14 protein-coding genes are annotated in these 18887 nt (G+C 42.8%); 6 read left to right on the top strand and 8 right to left on the bottom strand.

The genetic code is table 11. From position 1 onward, the window contains the following. The first annotated feature begins 634 nt into the window (after positions 1-634). The 3 genes from cpcB (at position 635) to O9334_RS05105 (ending at position 1961) form a co-directional block, all read left to right on the top strand. The gene (gene cpcB / locus O9334_RS05115) at positions 635-1153 is read left to right on the top strand and encodes a C-phycocyanin subunit beta (RefSeq protein ID WP_002733930.1); all 519 of its coding nucleotides are present in this window, start codon (positions 635-637) and stop codon (positions 1151-1153) included. A gap of 55 nt (positions 1154-1208) precedes the next feature. Further along, positions 1209-1700 carry a C-phycocyanin subunit alpha gene (cpcA, locus tag O9334_RS05110; RefSeq protein ID WP_002732914.1) on the top strand — a complete coding sequence of 164 codons (492 nt, stop codon included), beginning with the start codon at positions 1209-1211 and terminating at the stop codon, positions 1698-1700. 93 nt (positions 1701-1793) lie between these two features. Continuing rightward, on the top strand, positions 1794-1961 hold the full coding sequence (locus O9334_RS05105) for a hypothetical protein (RefSeq protein ID WP_287999620.1): 168 nt from the start codon (positions 1794-1796) through the stop codon (positions 1959-1961). Between the two features lie 134 nt (positions 1962-2095). On the opposite strand, the gene O9334_RS05100 is transcribed toward O9334_RS05105, so the two are convergent. From O9334_RS05100 to O9334_RS05090, 3 genes are all read right to left on the bottom strand, one after another. Further along, on the bottom strand, positions 2096-3094 hold the full coding sequence (locus tag O9334_RS05100; RefSeq protein ID WP_287999619.1) for a sulfurtransferase: 999 nt from the start codon (positions 3092-3094) through the stop codon (positions 2096-2098). A 110-nt stretch (positions 3095-3204) separates the two neighbouring features. Further along, a complete protein-coding gene (locus tag O9334_RS05095) occupies positions 3205-3873 on the bottom strand; it encodes a phosphatase PAP2 family protein (protein WP_045357478.1) in 669 nt (222 codons plus the stop codon). A gap of 92 nt (positions 3874-3965) precedes the next feature. Beyond that, positions 3966-5180 carry a pentapeptide repeat-containing protein gene (locus O9334_RS05090; RefSeq protein WP_287999618.1) on the bottom strand — a complete coding sequence of 405 codons (1215 nt, stop codon included), beginning with the start codon at positions 5178-5180 and terminating at the stop codon, positions 3966-3968. A gap of 229 nt (positions 5181-5409) precedes the next feature. Between O9334_RS05090 and O9334_RS05085 the strand changes: the two genes are divergently transcribed. Together O9334_RS05085 and recA are read left to right on the top strand one after the other, a co-directional pair. Next, positions 5410-6363, top strand: coding sequence for an aldo/keto reductase (locus O9334_RS05085; RefSeq protein ID WP_045357409.1), 954 nt, complete (start codon positions 5410-5412; stop codon positions 6361-6363). A gap of 127 nt (positions 6364-6490) precedes the next feature. Then, entirely contained in the window at positions 6491-7558 is a 1068-nt protein-coding gene (gene recA / locus O9334_RS05080; protein WP_045357411.1) for a recombinase RecA, read from the top strand. Positions 7559-7581: 23 nt separating this feature from the next. Here recA and O9334_RS05075 read toward each other — a convergent pair whose 3' ends face one another. The 5 genes from O9334_RS05075 to pdxA all read right to left on the bottom strand — a co-directional run bounded on the left by O9334_RS05075 (position 7582) and on the right by pdxA (position 18096). Continuing rightward, a complete protein-coding gene (locus O9334_RS05075; protein ID WP_190358931.1) occupies positions 7582-8178 on the bottom strand; it encodes a hypothetical protein in 597 nt (198 codons plus the stop codon). 406 nt (positions 8179-8584) lie between these two features. Next, the gene (locus O9334_RS05070) at positions 8585-12001 is read right to left on the bottom strand and encodes an Eco57I restriction-modification methylase domain-containing protein (RefSeq protein WP_287999617.1); all 3417 of its coding nucleotides are present in this window, start codon (positions 11999-12001) and stop codon (positions 8585-8587) included. A 258-nt stretch (positions 12002-12259) separates the two neighbouring features. Next, the gene (locus O9334_RS05065; protein ID WP_287999616.1) at positions 12260-15586 is read right to left on the bottom strand and encodes a helicase-related protein; all 3327 of its coding nucleotides are present in this window, start codon (positions 15584-15586) and stop codon (positions 12260-12262) included. 92 nt (positions 15587-15678) lie between these two features. Continuing rightward, positions 15679-17043, bottom strand: a complete 1365-nt coding sequence (locus O9334_RS05060; RefSeq protein ID WP_045357421.1) for an NAD-dependent succinate-semialdehyde dehydrogenase — start codon at positions 17041-17043, stop codon at positions 15679-15681. A 24-nt stretch (positions 17044-17067) separates the two neighbouring features. Next, positions 17068-18096: a 4-hydroxythreonine-4-phosphate dehydrogenase PdxA gene (gene pdxA / locus O9334_RS05055; RefSeq protein ID WP_045357422.1), complete on the bottom strand. Its 1029-nt coding sequence runs from the start codon at positions 18094-18096 to the stop codon at positions 17068-17070. A 257-nt stretch (positions 18097-18353) separates the two neighbouring features. Between pdxA and O9334_RS05050 the strand changes: the two genes are divergently transcribed. Continuing rightward, positions 18354-18887 (top strand): RNA-guided endonuclease InsQ/TnpB family protein (locus O9334_RS05050; protein ID WP_502846537.1); only part of this gene is annotated, 534 nt, incomplete at its 3' end.

The following is an 18887-nucleotide window of genomic DNA, read 5'->3' as shown; positions in this document are numbered from 1 at the left end:
TATATATGTATTTAAGATGTTTTACAATACTTTTTAAGTCGGAGTACACTGCAAAATGCTGGTGTTGGCACCTCTGATCACAACGTCGGCGGGGATTATCCCTGTCGATTTTTTTGCCTTGCTAGTTTTTTTGGTATATCGAAGCACAATCGATAAAATCATCTTGGGAAATTTCTCTTAATTTAGTTAACTATTATTAGTATATAAAAGCACATCTCTTTAAATAACTTAAAGGAATTATTAGAGAGATGAAAAGAGCGATACTTTTTCTTGGTATAGGTTTACACATTTAATAAAGTTTTCTGAGATTTATCCTAAAAAATTATTTTTTTGCTGTTTTTTTAGGAAACAATTTTTAATAAATAAAGGTGTAAATATGCTCTATAAAATAATTCATGGCAAAAACGAAGTATGTCTGGAAGCGCCTATCAACGCTAAATTCAATTAACAAGAATTGTTCCTCGATATACAAAAAAATCTGGCCAAGGGAGAGTAAAACTTTTTTCAAGGACGATAGTATAGTCCCAAGAAAAAAACTCCTAGATACTTTATCGGAAAAAATAAAGAAAAGCCAGAGAAATCAACCTCGATATTTTGCCGAAACCAATCATCATTATAGGAGATGAAAACTATGGTGTTAGATGCCTTTGCCAAAGTCGTTTCCCAGGCCGATACCCGGGGGGAATACCTGAGCGAGAATCAAGTCAATGCCCTAATTGCCTTCGTCAAAGATGGTAATAAACGGGTCGATGTGGTCAATCGTCTTTCCAGTAATTCTTCTGCGATCGTTACCGATGCCGCGCGTAGTTTGTTTTCAGAACAGCCCGTTTTAGTTGCCCCCGGTGGCAACGCTTATACAAACCGTCGTGCCGCCGCCTGCTTGCGGGATTTGGAAATTATCCTGCGCTACGTTACCTATGCCACCTTCACCGGCGATGCCAGCATCCTTGATGATCGCGCCTTGAATGGTCTCCGGGAAACCTACGTCGCCCTGGGAGTTCCGGGGGCTTCTGTTGCGGCTGGAATTCTCAAGCTCAAGGACGCTTCCCTTGCCCTAGCAGCCGATCCCAACGGGATCACTCGCGGGGATTGCAGTTCTTTACTAGCAGAAGTCGCTTCTTACTTCGATCGAGCGGCGGCGGCAGTTTCCTGATGCTGTGACTTTCTTATCTCAATCCGATTAAACTTTTGTAGGAGCAATTCCATCGATGACCAAAACACCTTTAACCGAAGCGGTGGCTACTGCCGATTCCCAAGGCCGTTTTCTCAGCAGTGCAGAATTACAAGTAGCCTTCGGTCGTTTCCGTCAAGCCGCCATCACCCTAGAAGCGGTAAAAATCCTCGCCCAAAAAGCCCCCAGTTTAGCCCAAGAAGCAGCCAACGCTGTCTATCAAAAATTTCCCTACACCACCCAACTCCAGGGGCCGAACTATGCCTACGATGAGCGGGGGAAATCCAAGTGCGTTCGCGATATCGGCTACTATATCCGGATTATCACCTATGCCCTCGTGGTAGGCGGTACAGGCCCGATCGATGAATATCTAGTCGCCGGTTTGAGTGAAATTAATAGTGCCTTTGAACTATCTCCTAGTTGGTATATCGAAGCCTTAAAATACATCAAAACCAATCACGGATTAAGTGGGGATGCTGCTGTAGAAGCTAATTCCTACATTGACTATGTGATCAACGCCCTTAGCTAATTCCCGTCAACTTCACGTCAACACAAGCTCAAATCTCCTAAATTCACCTCGGGATGAGCGCCGAGGTTTTTTTGCGTCCGTCTAACTTAGGGCTTGCTGAAAAAGTTTTTCGGTGGTGGCTGGGTGTGGGGTGTGGGGTGTGGGGTGTGGGGTTTTATCGATTTTCAGGTGGTCAACTACCTAATTTTCAGGGAAAAAGTACCTGAATTTTCCCCCCAATCACTCCAATGGTCGGCAATTTTTGAGAGAAAAAAAGTCTAAAAACCTTATCCAACAAGATTTTTAGATTTATTCAGCAAACCCTAACTTGGTCGTCCTCGGGAACCGACCCTAACAAAAAAACCATCTTGGGCAAGATGGTTAAACACAACGAGTATAGACCGAGAAACTTGATTTTAGACCGCTTTTTCTGGCCCGGTAGCGACGGGCAGCTCTGTGGTACTGTACTCTGTCCAAGAACCCTCATAAATTCGCACCTTGGGATAACCGAGCAGATGTTTGAGGACAACATACTGTAAAGTCGCTTCCCGTCCGGTACTGCAACTGACGATAATATTATCCGAGGGCTTGATGTTGCGTTGGGCAAGAATCTTCCTGATTTCGTCTAAAGATTTCAATTTATGGGGATTTTTCAGGGATTCATCCGGATTATTCGCCTCCGTAAAGGTCGGCCAGGGTATATTTTTCGCCCCCGGAATATGACCATTTCTCAGCCAGATATCCTGTTTCCCCTGAAAAAGTTCTTCCGGTCTAGGATCGATAAAAACCACATCCAGTTTGCCGATCAATTTCTCTACTTCTGCTAAAGTTACCCGAATCGAGGGATTATCACGGACAGTAAAGCTCCCGGGTTGATATTTAGGGAATTCTTTAGTTACCTTCTGTTCGGAACCCTTATAACCCTTAAAACCCCCATCTAAGACGGCAACATCTCGGAAACCTGATCGCTCTAGTAAATAGGCGACCATGGTTGCCCCCAAGACATCGCGACCATCGGAATATACTACCACTCGATCGCCATTAGTGATTCCCGCGGCGGCAAAGAGACTGCCAATTTTATCCTCTTGCCAATATTGAACCGGCAAAAATCCGTTTGGACCACGAAAATTATTATCGGCTATATTCACCGCTTTCGGTAAATGACCGGTGATATATTCCAAAGGATTAATCCGCACATCGAGAATTTTTAACTTCGGATCGTTGAGATTTTGTGCTACCCACGCCGGCGATACAAAGTCTATCTTAGTCTCAGATTTAGACGTGGCCATCAGGGGCGATGACGGTGCTAAGGTAAAGGTTAAAATGCACAGAAGAACTAAAGTGAAAAAAGTAAGGGGACGGCTTTGAAACCGTCCCAGGGATAGACCCTTCCCTTGACGCAGTTTTGGTTTCATGATTCAGTGTCAGCGACGAATATCAAACGATAATCACTATAGGGCTTTGATTAGCTTTCTCCAAAAATTTAGGTATAACGTGATATTTTTTTTGGCAGCAAGTCGATCAACTAATTATTAATTTCCTCTTGGGTGTTGATCGCCTTGGGTGTCTTTAATAACTGTTGCCACCAGAGATGAACTAGGAGGGACCAAGCACTCGCTAAAAGCCAAGAGGCAAGGATATCACTAGGAAAGTGAACTCCTAAATAAAGACGGGTCCAAGCAATAACCAAGAGGAAGGGAATCCCCAGTAAAACTACCCCTAAAAACCAGCGCTTTCTCCAAGATAGGATCAGTAAAGAAACCACTAACAGGGAACTAAATAGAGCATGACCGCTAGGGAAGGCAAAATCATCGGGTAAGGGATAAAATAACTGCCAAAATTGCGGGCGATTCCGATGAAAAAGAATCTTGAGATTATAACTAATAGCCCAACCTCCCGCCATGGTTACAAGGAGATAAGCGAACCCATACCAGTATTTTTTTAGGGCAAAAATCAGCAGTGAAATTGTTAGTATCGGAGCCACTCCCCAATAAGTGCCTAATCCCGTTAGTTTTATGGCCAAAAAATTTAGGTTTAAATTAGCGGTTTGATGAATAGATAGCAGCAGCGATTTTTCCCAAGCAAATCCTTGGGGATGCTGGTCAATAGCGATCGCTAAATCCGTAAAAGTTAGCGATGTTAACAAGATAGCCAAGAAAATTAAGCTATTGTTTAAGTAAGTTTTGGGAATCACGGGTAAAAAGTGGCGACAAGGATAACGGGGGCATTCATCCGACATTTTAGGTAAAGAATCAGTAATATTAGGGAAATCTCCGGTCAAAATTCCTAGGTTTCGTTAATATACAATTTTCGCTGCTCCAGCGCCAATTGCCGGAATTCCCCTGCCGCAAATTTGCCCTGGCAAGGACGTCGCTCTCCCTCGGACTCGACCAAATAGATATAATCACAATCAACCCCTTCTAAATTGGTATTTTCGGCGATTTTCCAAGCTTCGATACAAGCGCCCGTTAGGGTGGCTCCCTGTAAATTGGCTCTCATCACGTTAGTATGGGCTAAATTCGCCCCTTCTAGATTAGCCTGGGCTAAATTTGCCTCGCTGAAATTTGCTCTGGTGAGGTTGGCATTTTTGAGGTTAACTCTGTAAAGATTTAGTCCGCGAAAATTATAGCCAATATAAGTTTTATTTTCCCCTTGACCGGTAACGAGAAGATTTCGGGTAGCAGTATCGGCCAGAATTGTCTTTTCCCAGCGCGCTCGCTCGATGCCCGATACCAGATAAAATCGAGTTCTAGTGAAATCTTTTGCCCTTAAATCAGTGGCTTTTAACTGCGCTGCCGTGAAATCAGCTTCTTTGAGATTTGCCCCCCCAAAATTTGTGCCTTTACTGGCTAAAAAAGCAATGGCCAGGGATTTCGTGATCGTTTCTCTCGATTCTTCTAGGGATAACCAGGCCAGATAAGCGGTGAAACAAGTTCCAAAAATACCAACAATTAAAGCTATAGGCAAAGTTAAATTAACTACAGCTACCGCTGCGAATGCTGCTTGAAAAACCAAGATAATTACTGTTAATAAACTTAAAGTTAAGCTGATTAAAATTGCTAGGATAAAACTGATTGTTTGACCAGAAATCAAGGATAAGACTAAGGGCAATCCCCCAACTCGCTGACGATAAAATATTCCGTAAATTAGTGATAAAATCGTGATGATCAGCGCAGCAATGATTTTAAATCCGGTTACATTTGTCACCAGCATTAAAGCTAGATAATAACCCACTAATCCCCAGAAAAAACCGCAGATAGCCGCTATTAACCAAGAAATTAAGATTAATTGTAGATGGCCGCGCTTTTGTAATCCTGCTTTGGCCTGTGTAAATTTAGTTCCCTCTAAAATAGCCCCTTGAAAATTAGTGCCACGGATATCCGCTTCACTAAAATTAGCCCCCGATAAATCCTTTCTGCGAAAACACTGTCCTTTTAAGTTGACTCCTGTAAAATTGCGTTTGCCCTTGGCATATAAATCTAGTATCTCACTTGCTCTCATAGAAATTACGGAGATGTGTTTTTGGGTTGAGTGATTAATGTAACTCATAATCCATACACAATTATTAATTATATTTTTTTATATTTTCTTAATTAAGCTATTTTAAATAAGCTGCCCGCGTATTTAAATTGCTGGTGGAGATGAGGCAAGGGAGGGTGAGGGCTACGAATAAAAAAAAAATGGGATAAGATCATCGAAAAACTGAAAAATTGCCACCTTTGTAGGGAATATGACTAGACAAACCGCTAATCTCGGACAAACAGGAATTGCCGTCAGTGCCTTGGGCATCGGGACATGGGCATGGGGAGATAAAATATTCTGGAACTATGGCAAGGAATACGGAGCTAATCAGGTAGAAGCGGCCTTTAAAGCGGCAGTAGAGGCAGGAATCACCTTTTTTGACACTGCCGAAGTCTATGGCCTGGGGGAATCGGAACGACTCTTAGGAAAATTTACTCAAGAGACTGATATTCCCATCGATATTGCCAGCAAGTTTGCCCCCGTACCGTGGCGTTTTGGGGCGAATGCGGTGCATAATGCCATTACCGACAGCTTAAACCGTCTAAAAACCGATAAAATGGCTCTTTATCAGGTACATTGGCCCTTCACCTTCCTGATTAGCCAAGAAACCCTGATCAATGCCCTAGGGGAAGAAGTAAAACGCGGCCGCATTGGTTCCGTGGGCGTAAGTAATTATTCCGCCGAGCAAATGCGTCAAGCAAGCCAGATTTTGGCGAAAAAAGAGGTTCCCTTAGCGGTCAATCAGGTGCAGTATTCGCTTTTGTATCGCAAAATAGAAACTAAGGCAATTTTAGCCACGGCCAAGGAATTGGGTGTCACCATCCTCGCCTACAGCCCCCTCGCTCAAGGACTACTGACGGGTAAATATAGCCCAGAAAGCCAGAATTTGCCCGATGGAGCCAGGAAAAATGACTCGCGGTTCAAAAAAGAAGGTTTGGAGAAAATAGCCCCAATTTTAAGGGTACTGCAAGAATTGGGCGCAAAATACCAAAAAACCCCCGCACAAGTCGCCCTCAATTGGTTAATCGCCCAAGGAGATGTGATTCCCATTCCAGGGGCAAAAACTGCCGACCAAGCGATCGAAAATGCCGGGGCCTTAGGATGGAGTTTAGAAGCGCAAGAGGTGACGCAATTAGAACAGATGAGCCGGCCTTGGCTGTAAAAATCAACAGTTTTGATTTTTGATCACCATTCTGGAAAAAGTCTCTAACTTCTTGGGGATCAAGATCAAAACAGGCTACAATCTTTGCATACTCCTGTACTACTTAAGAAAACTGGGGACAAAATTAATGGCGACAATGACAAGTAATCCCGATCGAGATAAAGCCTTGGGTTTAGTCTTAAATCAAATCGAACGCAACTTTGGCAAGGGTTCGATCATGCGTTTGGGAGACGCCACCCGCATGCGGGTGGAAACCGTGCCTAGTGGTGCTTTAACCCTAGATATGGCTTTGGGTGGCGGTTTACCGAAAGGCCGCATCGTCGAAATTTACGGGCCGGAAAGTTCCGGCAAAACCACTTTAGCCCTCCATGCGATCGCAGAAGTGCAAAAAGCTGGGGGAGTGGCGGCCTTTGTCGATGCGGAACACGCTTTAGATCCCACCTATTCGGAAGATTTAGGGGTAGATATCAATAATTTACTGGTGGCACAACCGGATACGGGGGAGGCTGCCTTAGAAATAGTTGACCAGTTAGTGCGTTCTTCGGCCGTGGATATCGTCGTCATCGACTCGGTGGCCGCTTTAGTGCCGCGGGCGGAAATTGAAGGGGAAATGGGGGATAATCAGGTGGGTTTACAGGCCCGTTTGATGAGTAAAGCCCTGCGAAAAATTGCCGGTAATATTGGTAAATCCGGTTGTGTGGTGATTTTCCTCAACCAACTGCGGCAAAAAATCGGTGTCACCTACGGCAATCCTGAAGTGACCACCGGAGGAACGGCCTTAAAATTTTATGCCTCGGTACGTTTAGATATCCGTCGCATTCAAACTTTGAAAAAAGGCACGGAAGGAGAATACGGAATTCGGGCTAAAGTTAAGGTGGCTAAAAATAAAGTCGCGCCTCCTTTCCGGATTGCTGAATTTGATATTATCTTCGGTAAAGGCATTTCCCAAGTGGGTTGTATGCTGGATATGGCCGAACAAACTAACGTGGTTACTCGTAAAGGGGCATGGTATAGCTATAATGGCGAAAATATTGCCCAGGGTCGCGATAATGCCGTTAAATATCTCGAAGAAAAGTCAGAAGTAGCGGCGGAAATTGAGAAGTTATTGCGGGATAAATTAGATATGGGTTCGGTTCCTTTCCCCACGGAACCGGCCGATGAGGACGATGAGGACGAACAGGAACCAGAAATCTAAAAGAAGAGGGTTTTAGGTCTTGGTTATCCCCCTATTTCGGGGGATTTTTTTGTTTCAGAATCGATAGATTTCGCCGCTTCTAACCATGATTGTAAACCTTTTTTGGTCGGTGTTCCTTTAGGGGTAAAAGTCCATAAATCTCGTTTATGTTGCGGTCCGTAGCTGATATGAATCGGGCGATTAATTCCGTAAAAATAGAGAGAGTCAAAGGGTAATTTTTGGTTTAAAATCCAATCTATCAGGCGATCGCTAGTTAAGTCGATAATCCGAAAATCACAGGCTGCCCCCAATCGCTGACAATAATATTGACTTTTTTGATTAATTTCGTGGCCGCAATGTTGATCGCGACTGGGATCGATTCTCCCGTTTTTTAAGCCGGTGATTGGGTCTTTTTTTTGGAGAAGTTTTCTGAGATCATTGGAACAAAATCCGTAGGTTAATTGGAATTTTTCTCGACCAAAATTATCAATAATTGGATCGATAATAAAGTGAGTAAGATTCTGCCAAGCGGTTATGGTTTCAGGATTTTTTGGATAGGGATCGATTTGGGCTGCATACTTTTGATAGGTTTGGGAACAGGTAGATAATTCCCCTAGGGTTAAATATTTACCAATTAACATAATCAGTTATTAGTTATTAGATGGTATTTTTCAGTTTATTAAACATCTCTAAAAATTATAAACCAATTATAACAAATCCTGTTTAAAAAGTATAGGGGAGTGGGTTTTTTGAGTAACGTACAGAAAACGGGTTTCTCGGAGAGAGTTGATTCATTGTAGGGTTGATTCATGAATCAACCCTACCCGTTGGGGGTTTTGGGGTTTTAGTTCAATTTCCCCACTTCCTAATTCCCTTAGAGGGTTTGATAAGCTTTCAGGGGGGCAATTTTAACGCTTTCGGGGACGAGGGGAAAGGTAGTTAATATATGGAGTTGATTCATTGTAGGGTTGATTCATGAATCAACCCTACCCGTTGGGGGTTTTGGGGTTTTAGTTCAATTTCCCCACTTCATCATTCATAATTCCCCTACAGGGTTTGGTAAGCTTTGAGGGTGGCAGTTTTGACGCTTTCGGGGACGAGGGGAAAGGTAGTTAATATATGTTGAAATTCTGTTGGGGTTAATTCATACAAGTGGGCAACTATTGCATCTAATTTCGCTCTAATTGCCATTCTTTCTGCTTCTTCTGTTACTCCATTTTTATAGGAACCTATCCCCACTTCTTTCGCTAATTGCTCAAATTCTTCTGTGGTACAAATCAATTTCGCCGCATTTTCTACTATCTCCTGAAAGTATTTATCTCCCTCTTTTAATCGGGGGATAGGAGTTTGATAGATGTAGAAAAACGATAAATGAGATGTAACTTTATCTCGGATACTTCTATCAAAAACAAAACTATTAAAAATGGATAATAGATAACATTTTTCTTTTAAACTTATAGTTGGTTGCTTATCGATTTTTTCTAAACTCATTGTATGGGGACAAAATAAATTAGGAGGTAAAATTGTAGCTATCATAGTTCTAATATTCGTATTTCTGGCAACATCACGAAATCCTAAACGATAGGTTTGATAGTCTAAGATTTGACCTTTATCGACTTCACCGCGTTTTAATAAAGCTTGTCTTGCTTCCTTTTCATCTAACCAGTATTTCGGTAAAGCATACCGATGGGTGAATTGATGAATCATTTTTCCTTCGTAGAGAGGTAGTCTTCCTTCTGCGGGTTCAGTTTTAAATAAATGACTATCAGTAGTCATATCAAATTCGCGAGTTAACTTGAGATTCCATGTATCGGGAAGGGTTTCTCCTAGCAGGGGAAAACGAGACATTTTTTCAGCGATATGAATATCTATATCTTGTTTAAATTCCATCACCGAGAGGGAATCGGGGGATAGTTTGCGGATTAAATCGACGCTAATTACTAAACTATCTTTATGGGGAAAACGTTGTAATTCCTCAACATCGTGACGCATAAACTCCACAGGAAAGGAAATAGTTTGTTTATTTTTCTCAAAAGTTAGAATGACAAACTTAAAGCGACTATCTACACCTTCAAAAATTGTTTTACGATTTTCAAAACAAAATAATCCTGTCACGTTTGTCTGAGAAAATAACATTTCTCGCAGTTGCTTGGTTCCTAAATCGGTATAAATTCCACTGGGAACAACTATTCCACATTCTCCCTGGGGATGGAGGAGATTAAAACATTGTTCAACAAAAAGCTTATAGAGATTAATATCCGTCCCTTGCTTTTTACCATTAACAATAGAGATTTGATTTTTGTATTGTTCCGAGGAACGAAAATAGAGACTAACGTGGGGGTATTCACTTTGATATTCTAACCATGCTTGAGCGATTTCGGGATTGGTTAACAGTTTTTTCTGTTCCTTTTCAAACGTCTTGATGTCCATTTTATTTTTAGTCACCAAGTCGCTATGCTGAGAGAAAAATTCTTTCGCTTGGGGTTTAAAGACTTCCCAGGGGGGATTGGTGATAATCACATCAAAACCACCTTTTTCTGTAATCAGTTTATCGAAGTGATAACCCCAGTGGAAGGGTTTCAGGGATTGCATATCAGAAAGAGTTAATAAACGTTTCTTTGCTTTTCCCGTTAATTGTGCGGATTCGTACTTGATTGACAACTTACCGCTAAACTCATCTAAGAGAATTTGGTTTAATTTCTGCACCGATTCGCGGTTGACATCCTCGATGTGATTGCGTAACATCTGGAGACGGTTTTCTTGGGGGGTTCCCTGCACTTCTCCCAACTGAAAAGCGTGTTCTTTGTATAACTCAATACTGCGATTTTTTTCCGCAAGAATTGCCTGATAATTTTGCGCGGTGAGGGTTTGCAGAATATTTTCCTCTCCCATGAGATTAAAACTTTTTTCGTCCACGCGAATTAAACCGATGAGGGAATTTCCCGACATGATATTAAAATCAATATTCGGTAAGGGTTCCAATTCTGTCACCGATTGTGCGGCAGCAACTAAAGCGAGAAATAAACGCAGTTTCGCGATTTCCGTCGCTTCCTCCATGATATCGACACCGTAGAGGTTATCGGAAATAATTCTTTTTTTGATGTAATATCCGAGGGAGGGATGGGATTTTCTTACCTCTGTTAACCACTGTTTTAATTTACTGTCTCCCCGTAGTTCAATTGTCCCAATTACCGCGCTATAAATTCCGATTAATGTCTTCATCGCAGCTACTAAAAAAGCACCGGAACCACAGGCAGGGTCTAAAATAGAAAGCTGGGGAAGAATATCTTCAATCAGAAGCTGACAGAGGGGAGAATCGAGATTGATTAGTAGTTCAGAAATACTGGCAAATTGTTTGCGGGGATAATGTTGATTACTTCTCTCGACAATCCATTTATTAATCGTCCTATCACAGAGATATTCGGTAATCTCCGGACGGGTATAGTAAGCACCGAAAGCTTTTTGGTTGATATACTTTTCAAAGATATATCCCAAAACATCCGGGTTAATTTCGTCATCGCTTCCCCCCGGAGTGTCGTCAAGATTCCAGGAGTAACGGGAGAATAAATCGAGGATATTCTCAAATGCTTGGTCATCAATACAAATGTTTTGATAAAGATTTTCGAGGGGATGTTGGAGAAATAATCCTCCGTTAAGATATTTGACTTTTCCCACCAATGCAGTTACTGTCTCATCTCGTTGGTATTCTGGTTTAGCGAATGCTTGGAAAAAGAGGGTTTGCAGAAACTGACGATAGAATAAATTTTCCCCCCGTCGTTGACTTGCTTGGAATTGGTTTTGCAAATAGTTGAAGTCGTTATCGATAAATCCCTTGCGCTGCAGGAAATAGACGAACATTAAACGATTGAGAATAACGGAAGTGTACCATTTTTTATCGCTTTCTCGATCGATTCCTTGGATAAAGGGGAGGAACTGTAAATGCTCTCGCTGAAATTCCTGATAAAATTTCTTGGTAATCTTTTCGATATCGAAACCTTTTTGTAAGCGATGGGCCACCTCCACCACGGAGGGTTCCCCATCTTCAAAATCGGTGATATCGAGGACTAATTCCGCTAGTTTACCGAGAAATAAATCTCCCGGTTGTCCTTTTATATAAAGATGGTCACGGATATAACTTTTACTTCCCTCTCTTTTTACCCAGTACCATAAACTGCGTGTCCGTCCCCCATCGACGAAAATTAGCAGATTTTCGGCAATTCTTTCGATAACTTGCTGGTGAATGTCCCGACGAAGTTTCGCATCGGGTATATCGGTAGTTGTCACCTCTAATACTGCTACTCCGGACACTTCCGCAATCCGTTGACAGGGATATTCTTGATTGTCAACGGTGATACTAATAGTTTTTTTTGCGCGAGGATGAGACCATCCCAATTCCTCGATAAACAGTTCCCCAAATTGGAAGTTAGATAATAAGTCACGAGTCCGGGAGAAATTGAGGGACATATTAGACCTCTTGGAAAAATTAAAAATTGTTGTTAGGGTTAGGAGTCAGTTATCAGTTATCAGTTATCAGTTGAGTAGGTAAGGGTTAAAAATTATCAGACACCCCCCTTATCAAGGGTAGGGTTGATTCATGAATCAACCCTACCTTATTCAAGGTAGAACCTTGGAACGAGACAAGGGAGGATCTCCCTCCGTTTCCCGATGGGTTACACAAGAGGATAACATCGTACTTTGTAGCTTGATTCATGAATCAAGCTACTATGGTTGAAATAGACCCAAGGAACAAATAATCTGAGGTTCTTGGGTGGATTCTTGTGGGTGAACAATACAGAGACGGTCATCTTTATATAAAGATACCAGTAAGTCTGCCAATTGTCGGTCACTGATGCCAGTTCTTAAACCACGATTTAAGCGATCGAGAGCCGACTGTCTAAGGGGATAATGATACAATTGGTCGAGAGCCTTGCATAAATCCTCATGAGCAAAAAGATCATCCTTACTATCTTGAGAATACCTTTTTAAGCGCTCGTAGGTCTTAAATTTTGCTCCCGTCAATCGTCCCAATTTAGATCCGGAGTTGTTTTCCTCCTCCGCAATTAATTCTGTACCTTTTTGTACTAACTGATGGTGTTGGGGATGGGGGGGAATGGCCGGGGTTTGGGGATGACAGGCAGCGGACCGTAAAATAGTTAATTGGGATTGAGTCACACTATTTCCCTGCTTATCAATCCATGCTAAAGCATCATTCCCCCCGGCAGTTTTTAGATAAACCATGACTCCCTCTGGATGGGTTGCTGTCCCACTATGGCAACGGGTAGAATAAACCACCGGCGGCAGAGTCTCTATGGTATGTTTTAAACTAGGGTCAACTTCGATCGCATTTTTCCAAATTTGATACGCTTCCGAGGTTAAATCCACTTCTTGATCCTCCTCCTCATCGATAACCTCAGATTTTTCATGATACAGATCTAATAAAGTCTGGTTATCCATCTCCTCCTCAAAAAATACCTCATCGGTCCCCACCACGTCCGCATTCTCTCGCAGTCTTTGAGATAGTCTCGTCCGCAGTTTAATAATTCTCTCCACTCCCTCCGCAGGTAAAAAGGAATAACAGAGAATCTGACTTGCTTTTTGACCGATTCTATCTACCCTTCCGGCCCGTTGAATCAGGCGAATAATTGCCCAGGGTAGGTCATAATTAACGATAATGGCACAATCCTGTAAATTTAACCCTTCACTCAAGATATCCGTCGCAACCAAGACTCGTATTTCTTCCCCCACTTGCTGAGAATTACTGCGGGGACTAAAACGATGGACCATTTCCGCAGGATTAGCAGAGTTTCCCGTCACTCCCGCAATCTTATCCACTCCCCGATTTTGCAACTGAGTGACTAAATAACTGACTGTATCGGCAAATTGGCTAAAAATTAACACCTTTTCTCTGGGATGATTCTCCTCTAACAGCTGCCATAACTTCTCTAGCTTTTCGTCGGTCTCCGGCTGCCAGGTCCCACAGGTTTGCAATAATGCTATTAAAGCCAAGGCATCAGATTTTAGGTCTTTTTTCAATGCGGGTTTAAACACCTCGGGGTTAATCCACTGAAAGCGCTTGCGATAATCACCGCTATACTTTTGATACACTTGTTCGGCTCTTTTTTGATACTCTTTTTCTAACCCGGTTATCCCCCCAGTCTCCTCGGTTTCTATACTTTCATCTTCTCCCTGAGTGACTAAATCCTCATCCAGATAACGAGTGTCTAACAAAGCTGGATCCTGACTCCCGATGGGAAGGGGTAAATTATTGGCCATGGCATGAAGGAAAATATAGTTACGGAGAATATGACGGTCAAGGGATTGCAGGAAAGCATACCCTCCACTCTCCAAACGTTTAAATAAATTCGTCCGACAAAAACCCATTAATCTTTTACCCGCACGGGATAGACTTTTTAAGATGGTTTCTTCCTCTCCTGTCCCTTTGCATCCTTTAATTAGATAATTTCCCAATCCGTAACGGGGTAACTTCAATCCGTTGAGAGTTATCACCACTGCTTCCGAATATAAACGCGCATAAACCGAGTCTTGTAGGTCAAACTTGATTGTCTTTAGTTGTCGTTGGGGAAGATAAACCCTCGACCCATCAGCAAATTTTAGATACCGACGACCCTGTTCGTCTTCTGTAGCATAATTATTTTTAATAAAACCGCGAGTCCGTCTAATCATATAGAGACGCATTAAGTCTCTCCAGTCGTCGGGAGAGTCACTTTTTTCAAAGGCTGCTAGGGACCTGACCGGAGATTGGTATCTGCGATTAAATTCGATTTCTCCTCCCAGAGATTCTAGTAGTCTTTCGGGACGAATTCCGAGATTAGTATCCTCTTGAATGAATAAACGCAGTTGATTGGACAGGTCAAGATAGTTTTTATTGTAGGGAGTCGCAGTCAAGAGAATACAGCGACTTTCATTGGTGTTAATGTACTCCTGTATCACCCGATAACGTTTACCCTCCCGATTACGCAGGTTATGACTTTCATCGATAATTACTACCCGATAGCGCCGCAGATTGGGTAATTCCTGTATAACCTGACTTAAGGGGATAATTTTCGCTCTTAATTTGTATTTATAGCTGTAATCCTCCCACATGGTTAGGAGATTTTTCGGACAAATAATTAAGATTTCTAAATCGTAGTCTTCCTGCAAAATATATGCTAGAATGGAAGCGATGCGCGTTTTTCCTAACCCCACCACGTCGCCAATTAAGACCCCACCGCGTCTTTGCACATAACGAGCGGCAATTTTAATGGCCGATTTCTGAAAATCTAGTAAGTCTTGGTCAAACTGTCGGGGAATTTTGTATTCCGCTAAACCGGCCCTGGCTTCAAAGGAAAGATGGTAGGCTATTTTTAAATAGATATGATAGGGGGGAATAAGACTTTCCCGGGCCCAACTTTCGTTAATCACCTCAACAATATCCGAGGATATATCCCAACACCAAGCATCCAACCAACGATCATTAAACCACTTTTGTAATTTGGCACAAGCATCGTGGTCAAGGACATCAATATTTAATTCTCCCTGCTGTTGTAATCCCGCAAAAGTTAGATTACTACTACCCAAAAATCCCACCGTTGGGTTATTGACATCCTGTCGATGAATAAGGTATAATTTAGCATGGAGATTATAGCCCAAAAATAAGCGAATTACTAACTTGCCCGATTGAATTTGTTTTCCCAAACGTTGCAAAGCTGCCTGATCTCGATTGCTAGGATTCCCCCAAGTTAATTGTTGGCAAAAATCCTGAACAATTTGTTTTCTTAAACGAGCGCAAGTAGCCTTATCTATATCATTTGAGCGCTTCAATAAAGACAGGGATTGCTGTAGTAATTCCTGGGGTGCTTGCTGCATACCAATCAGCAGACGACAACAGGACAAATCACCACCGAGAAAGTGATCAATATAGGTATCAATGGACTGCCAACCGCGCAAATTAAAATAACCCACGCAAAAATCAGCGCGTTGGGCCAACAATAAACTTTCGCGTAAAATTGGCAATAAATGGGACTCAATATTATCAATAATACGCGGCATATTTTTATAAAAAGATTAAGTTAATATAAGGCTTTTCTAACTGATAACTGATAACTGATAACTGATAACTGATAACTGATAACTGAATTTACTTACTTAATCCAAACCGTTTTAACGTTGACAAATTCGCGAATACCTTCCACACTTAATTCCCGACCAAAACCGGAACGTTTAATCCCCCCAAAGGGTAAACGAGGATCGGATTTAACCATACCGTTAATAAACACACAACCGGCCTCAATTTCGGTAATTAAACGCTCAATTTCTGCGGGGTTATTCGTCCAAGCACTAGAACCCAAACCAAAGGGACTATCATTAGCTAAAGCGATCGCTTCCTCGATATTTTTGACTCGAAATAGTAAAGCCACCGGTCCAAAAAATTCCTCTTTTTCCCCCGGAGAACCAGCAGGAATATCGGTTAAAATCGTCGGTAGATAGAAGTTACCTTTCCCCTCTAAACGTTGACCCCCCACAAGGACTTTACCACCCATAGCGACGGTTTTTTCCACTTGAGCGGCAATTTCCGAGACGATCGATGCCGTGGCCAAAGGACCAATATCAACAGTTTCATCGAGGGGATCACCAACTTTTAAAGCTTGGAATTTGGCCACTAATAACTGTTCAAATTGATCGGCGACAGTTTCCATAACAATAAACCGTTTAGCGGCGATACAAGTCTGACCATTATTTAACAATCGCGCCGTCACTGCCGTAGCCGCTGCCGCCTCGATATCGGCAGTATCTAAAACGATAAAAGGATCACTACCTCCCAACTCCAAAACCACCTTTTTGATCTGTTTTCCTGCGGCGGCTGCTAAACTGATCCCCGCCGGTTCACTACCGGTTAAAGTGGCGGCTTTTACCCGTTCATCGTTAATTAAATCACTAACGCGATCGGCCCCGATCAAAAGAGTTTGAAAAGCACCTTCGGGAAAACCGGCTTCTAATAAAATTCTTTCCACCGCTAAAGCTGATTGGGGGACATTAGAAGCGTGTTTGAGTAGGCCGACATTTCCCGCCATTAAAGCGGGGGCAGCAAAGCGAAATACTTGCCATAAAGGGAAATTCCAGGGCATAACCGCTAAAATTACCCCTAAAGGTTGATAACGGACAAAACTGCGACTAGCATCGGTGGCAATCAGCACATCTTCCAGATAACCGGCGGCATTATCGGCATAAAAACGACAAACCAAGGCACATTTGAGGACTTCTGCGATCGCTGACTTGATCGGTTTCCCCATTTCTAAAGTCATGGTTGTAGCCAATGCTACTTGATCCCGTTCCAAAATATCCGCCGCTTGCCGTAACCACTGTCCCCGTTGACTGATGGCGGTGTGGCGATACTGCTGAAAAGTTGCCTCAGCTAGGGCCAATTTCGTCGCCAATTCCTCCGAGGTTAGAGGGGTAAAAGTCTTGAGAATTTCTCCCGTGGCAGGGTTAACTGAAGCGATACCCATATCCCAATTGTCTCCTATCGAGCGCTATATCTCTAGTTTAGTTCTCTGGTTGTACCGCTGCTGACATAATTCGATCGCTAATTGGATTGCCGCTTGCATACTCTGGGCCCTAGCGATGCCAAGACCGGCGATATCAAAAGCCGTCCCGTGGTCTGGAGAGGTGCGAACAAAAGGTAAACCGATGGTAGTGTTAACAGCACAGTCAAAAGCCATTAATTTGACGGGAATTAGGCCCTGATCGTGGTATAATGCCAGATATGCGTCGGCGGTTTGCCCTGCACCGCTAAACCAAGCGCGTCCCGGTTCCACCCAAAGCGTATCGGGGGGGACAAGGCCGATTAATTGGGTTTGCGGGTATTTTTGTCCCATTGACTGCAGCCAAGGCTGTAACCAGTCCTTTTCTTCCCTTCCCAGTTTTCCCGCTTCGCCACTGTGGGGATTAAGGCCAGATATGGCGATTTTTGGGCGATCGATGCCGAAATCTAGCTTTAAAGACTCGATCAATAGGTCTAGTTTTCGGGTCATCAGATCGGGGTTAAGAGTATCGGGAACTTCTCGCAGGGGGATATGGGTAGTGGCGAGGAGAGTGCGTAAGTTATAGCCGGTGTGAGGGGATTTAGCGACGAATAGCATCCCATAACGGTTAATTCCCGCCATGGTAGCTAAAACCTCGGTTTGACCGGGGAAATCATAACCGGCCAACTGCCAACAGGATTTAGCGATCGGACCAGTGACAATACCGTCAAATTCGCCCTTGAGGGTGCGTTTTATGGCTTCTTGCAGGTAAAGAAAGCTAATTTCACCACTATGGGCATCCCCACGCCCGAAAACGATTTTTTCTTGATTGTAGGGCAAATCGATCAGAGAAAAGCGATCGAGAGGATGGGGATCGTGATAGGCTTTTTCGAGAAGCGTTCTGGTGCCGATTAGAGTAATCTGACAACCGGACGAGATTGGGTAATCGGCGATCGCTTTTAACACCACTTCAGGGCCGATTCCGGCGGGATCACCGACGGGGATAACTAGACGGGGAATAAAAGAGGCGGATTCCATAAATTTTGGCCGTCAATATTGCTAATTCTCCCGATTAATCTCATCGTTGACAATTATCAGGAGGGAATAAATCAGTAAACAATCTTCAGTTTACCTAAAATGTCGGATGAATGCCCCCGCTAAATTTTTCGACAAGACATCAACCTTTGCGGGGGATGAAATCCGACCAGGATATTGACTGCGAAGCACGATTTTAATTCTACCATTTGTAGGTAAACTGTGTTATACTTAATTGATCCAGGGTCGAGGATTAATCAATGCTAGTCGTAGAAGCCAAGCTAAAAAACGGGACACCAGAACAATATCACCGGCTTGATGAAGCAATTAGAACATCTCAGTTTGTGCGTAACTCTTGTGTTCGTTATTGGATGGACAATAAGGGGACAACCCGGAATGATCTTCAAAAGCTTTGTGCGGTACTAGCTAACAATAAAGAGACACCATGGGTTAATAAATTAAACTCTCAAGCTCGTCAATCGGCTGCTGATAGAGCCTGGCAATCAATTAATAGGTTTTACCAGAATTGTCATGCTAAGATACCGGGGAAAAAGGGTTTTCCTCGGTTTAAAAAGCATAGCCGTTCGGTTGAGTATAAACTAACAGGCTACAAACTATCTGATGATCGACGTAAAATTAAATTTACCGATGGTTTTAAAGCAGGAGAATTTGATTTATGGTGTAGTCAAAAGACCTTAGTTTATTATTCAGAACAACAGATTAAACGGGTAAGAGTTGTTAGACGTGCTGACGGTTATTATTGCCAGTTTCTGATTGACGTAGAACGGCAAGAA

This window comes from Microcystis sp. LE19-8.1F, assembly GCF_027531715.1.
GTDB classification, from domain to species: domain Bacteria; phylum Cyanobacteriota; class Cyanobacteriia; order Cyanobacteriales; family Microcystaceae; genus Microcystis; species Microcystis wesenbergii_A.
The sequence above is the reverse complement of the archived record's forward strand: the minus strand, read 5'-3'. Positions and strand labels throughout refer to the sequence as shown.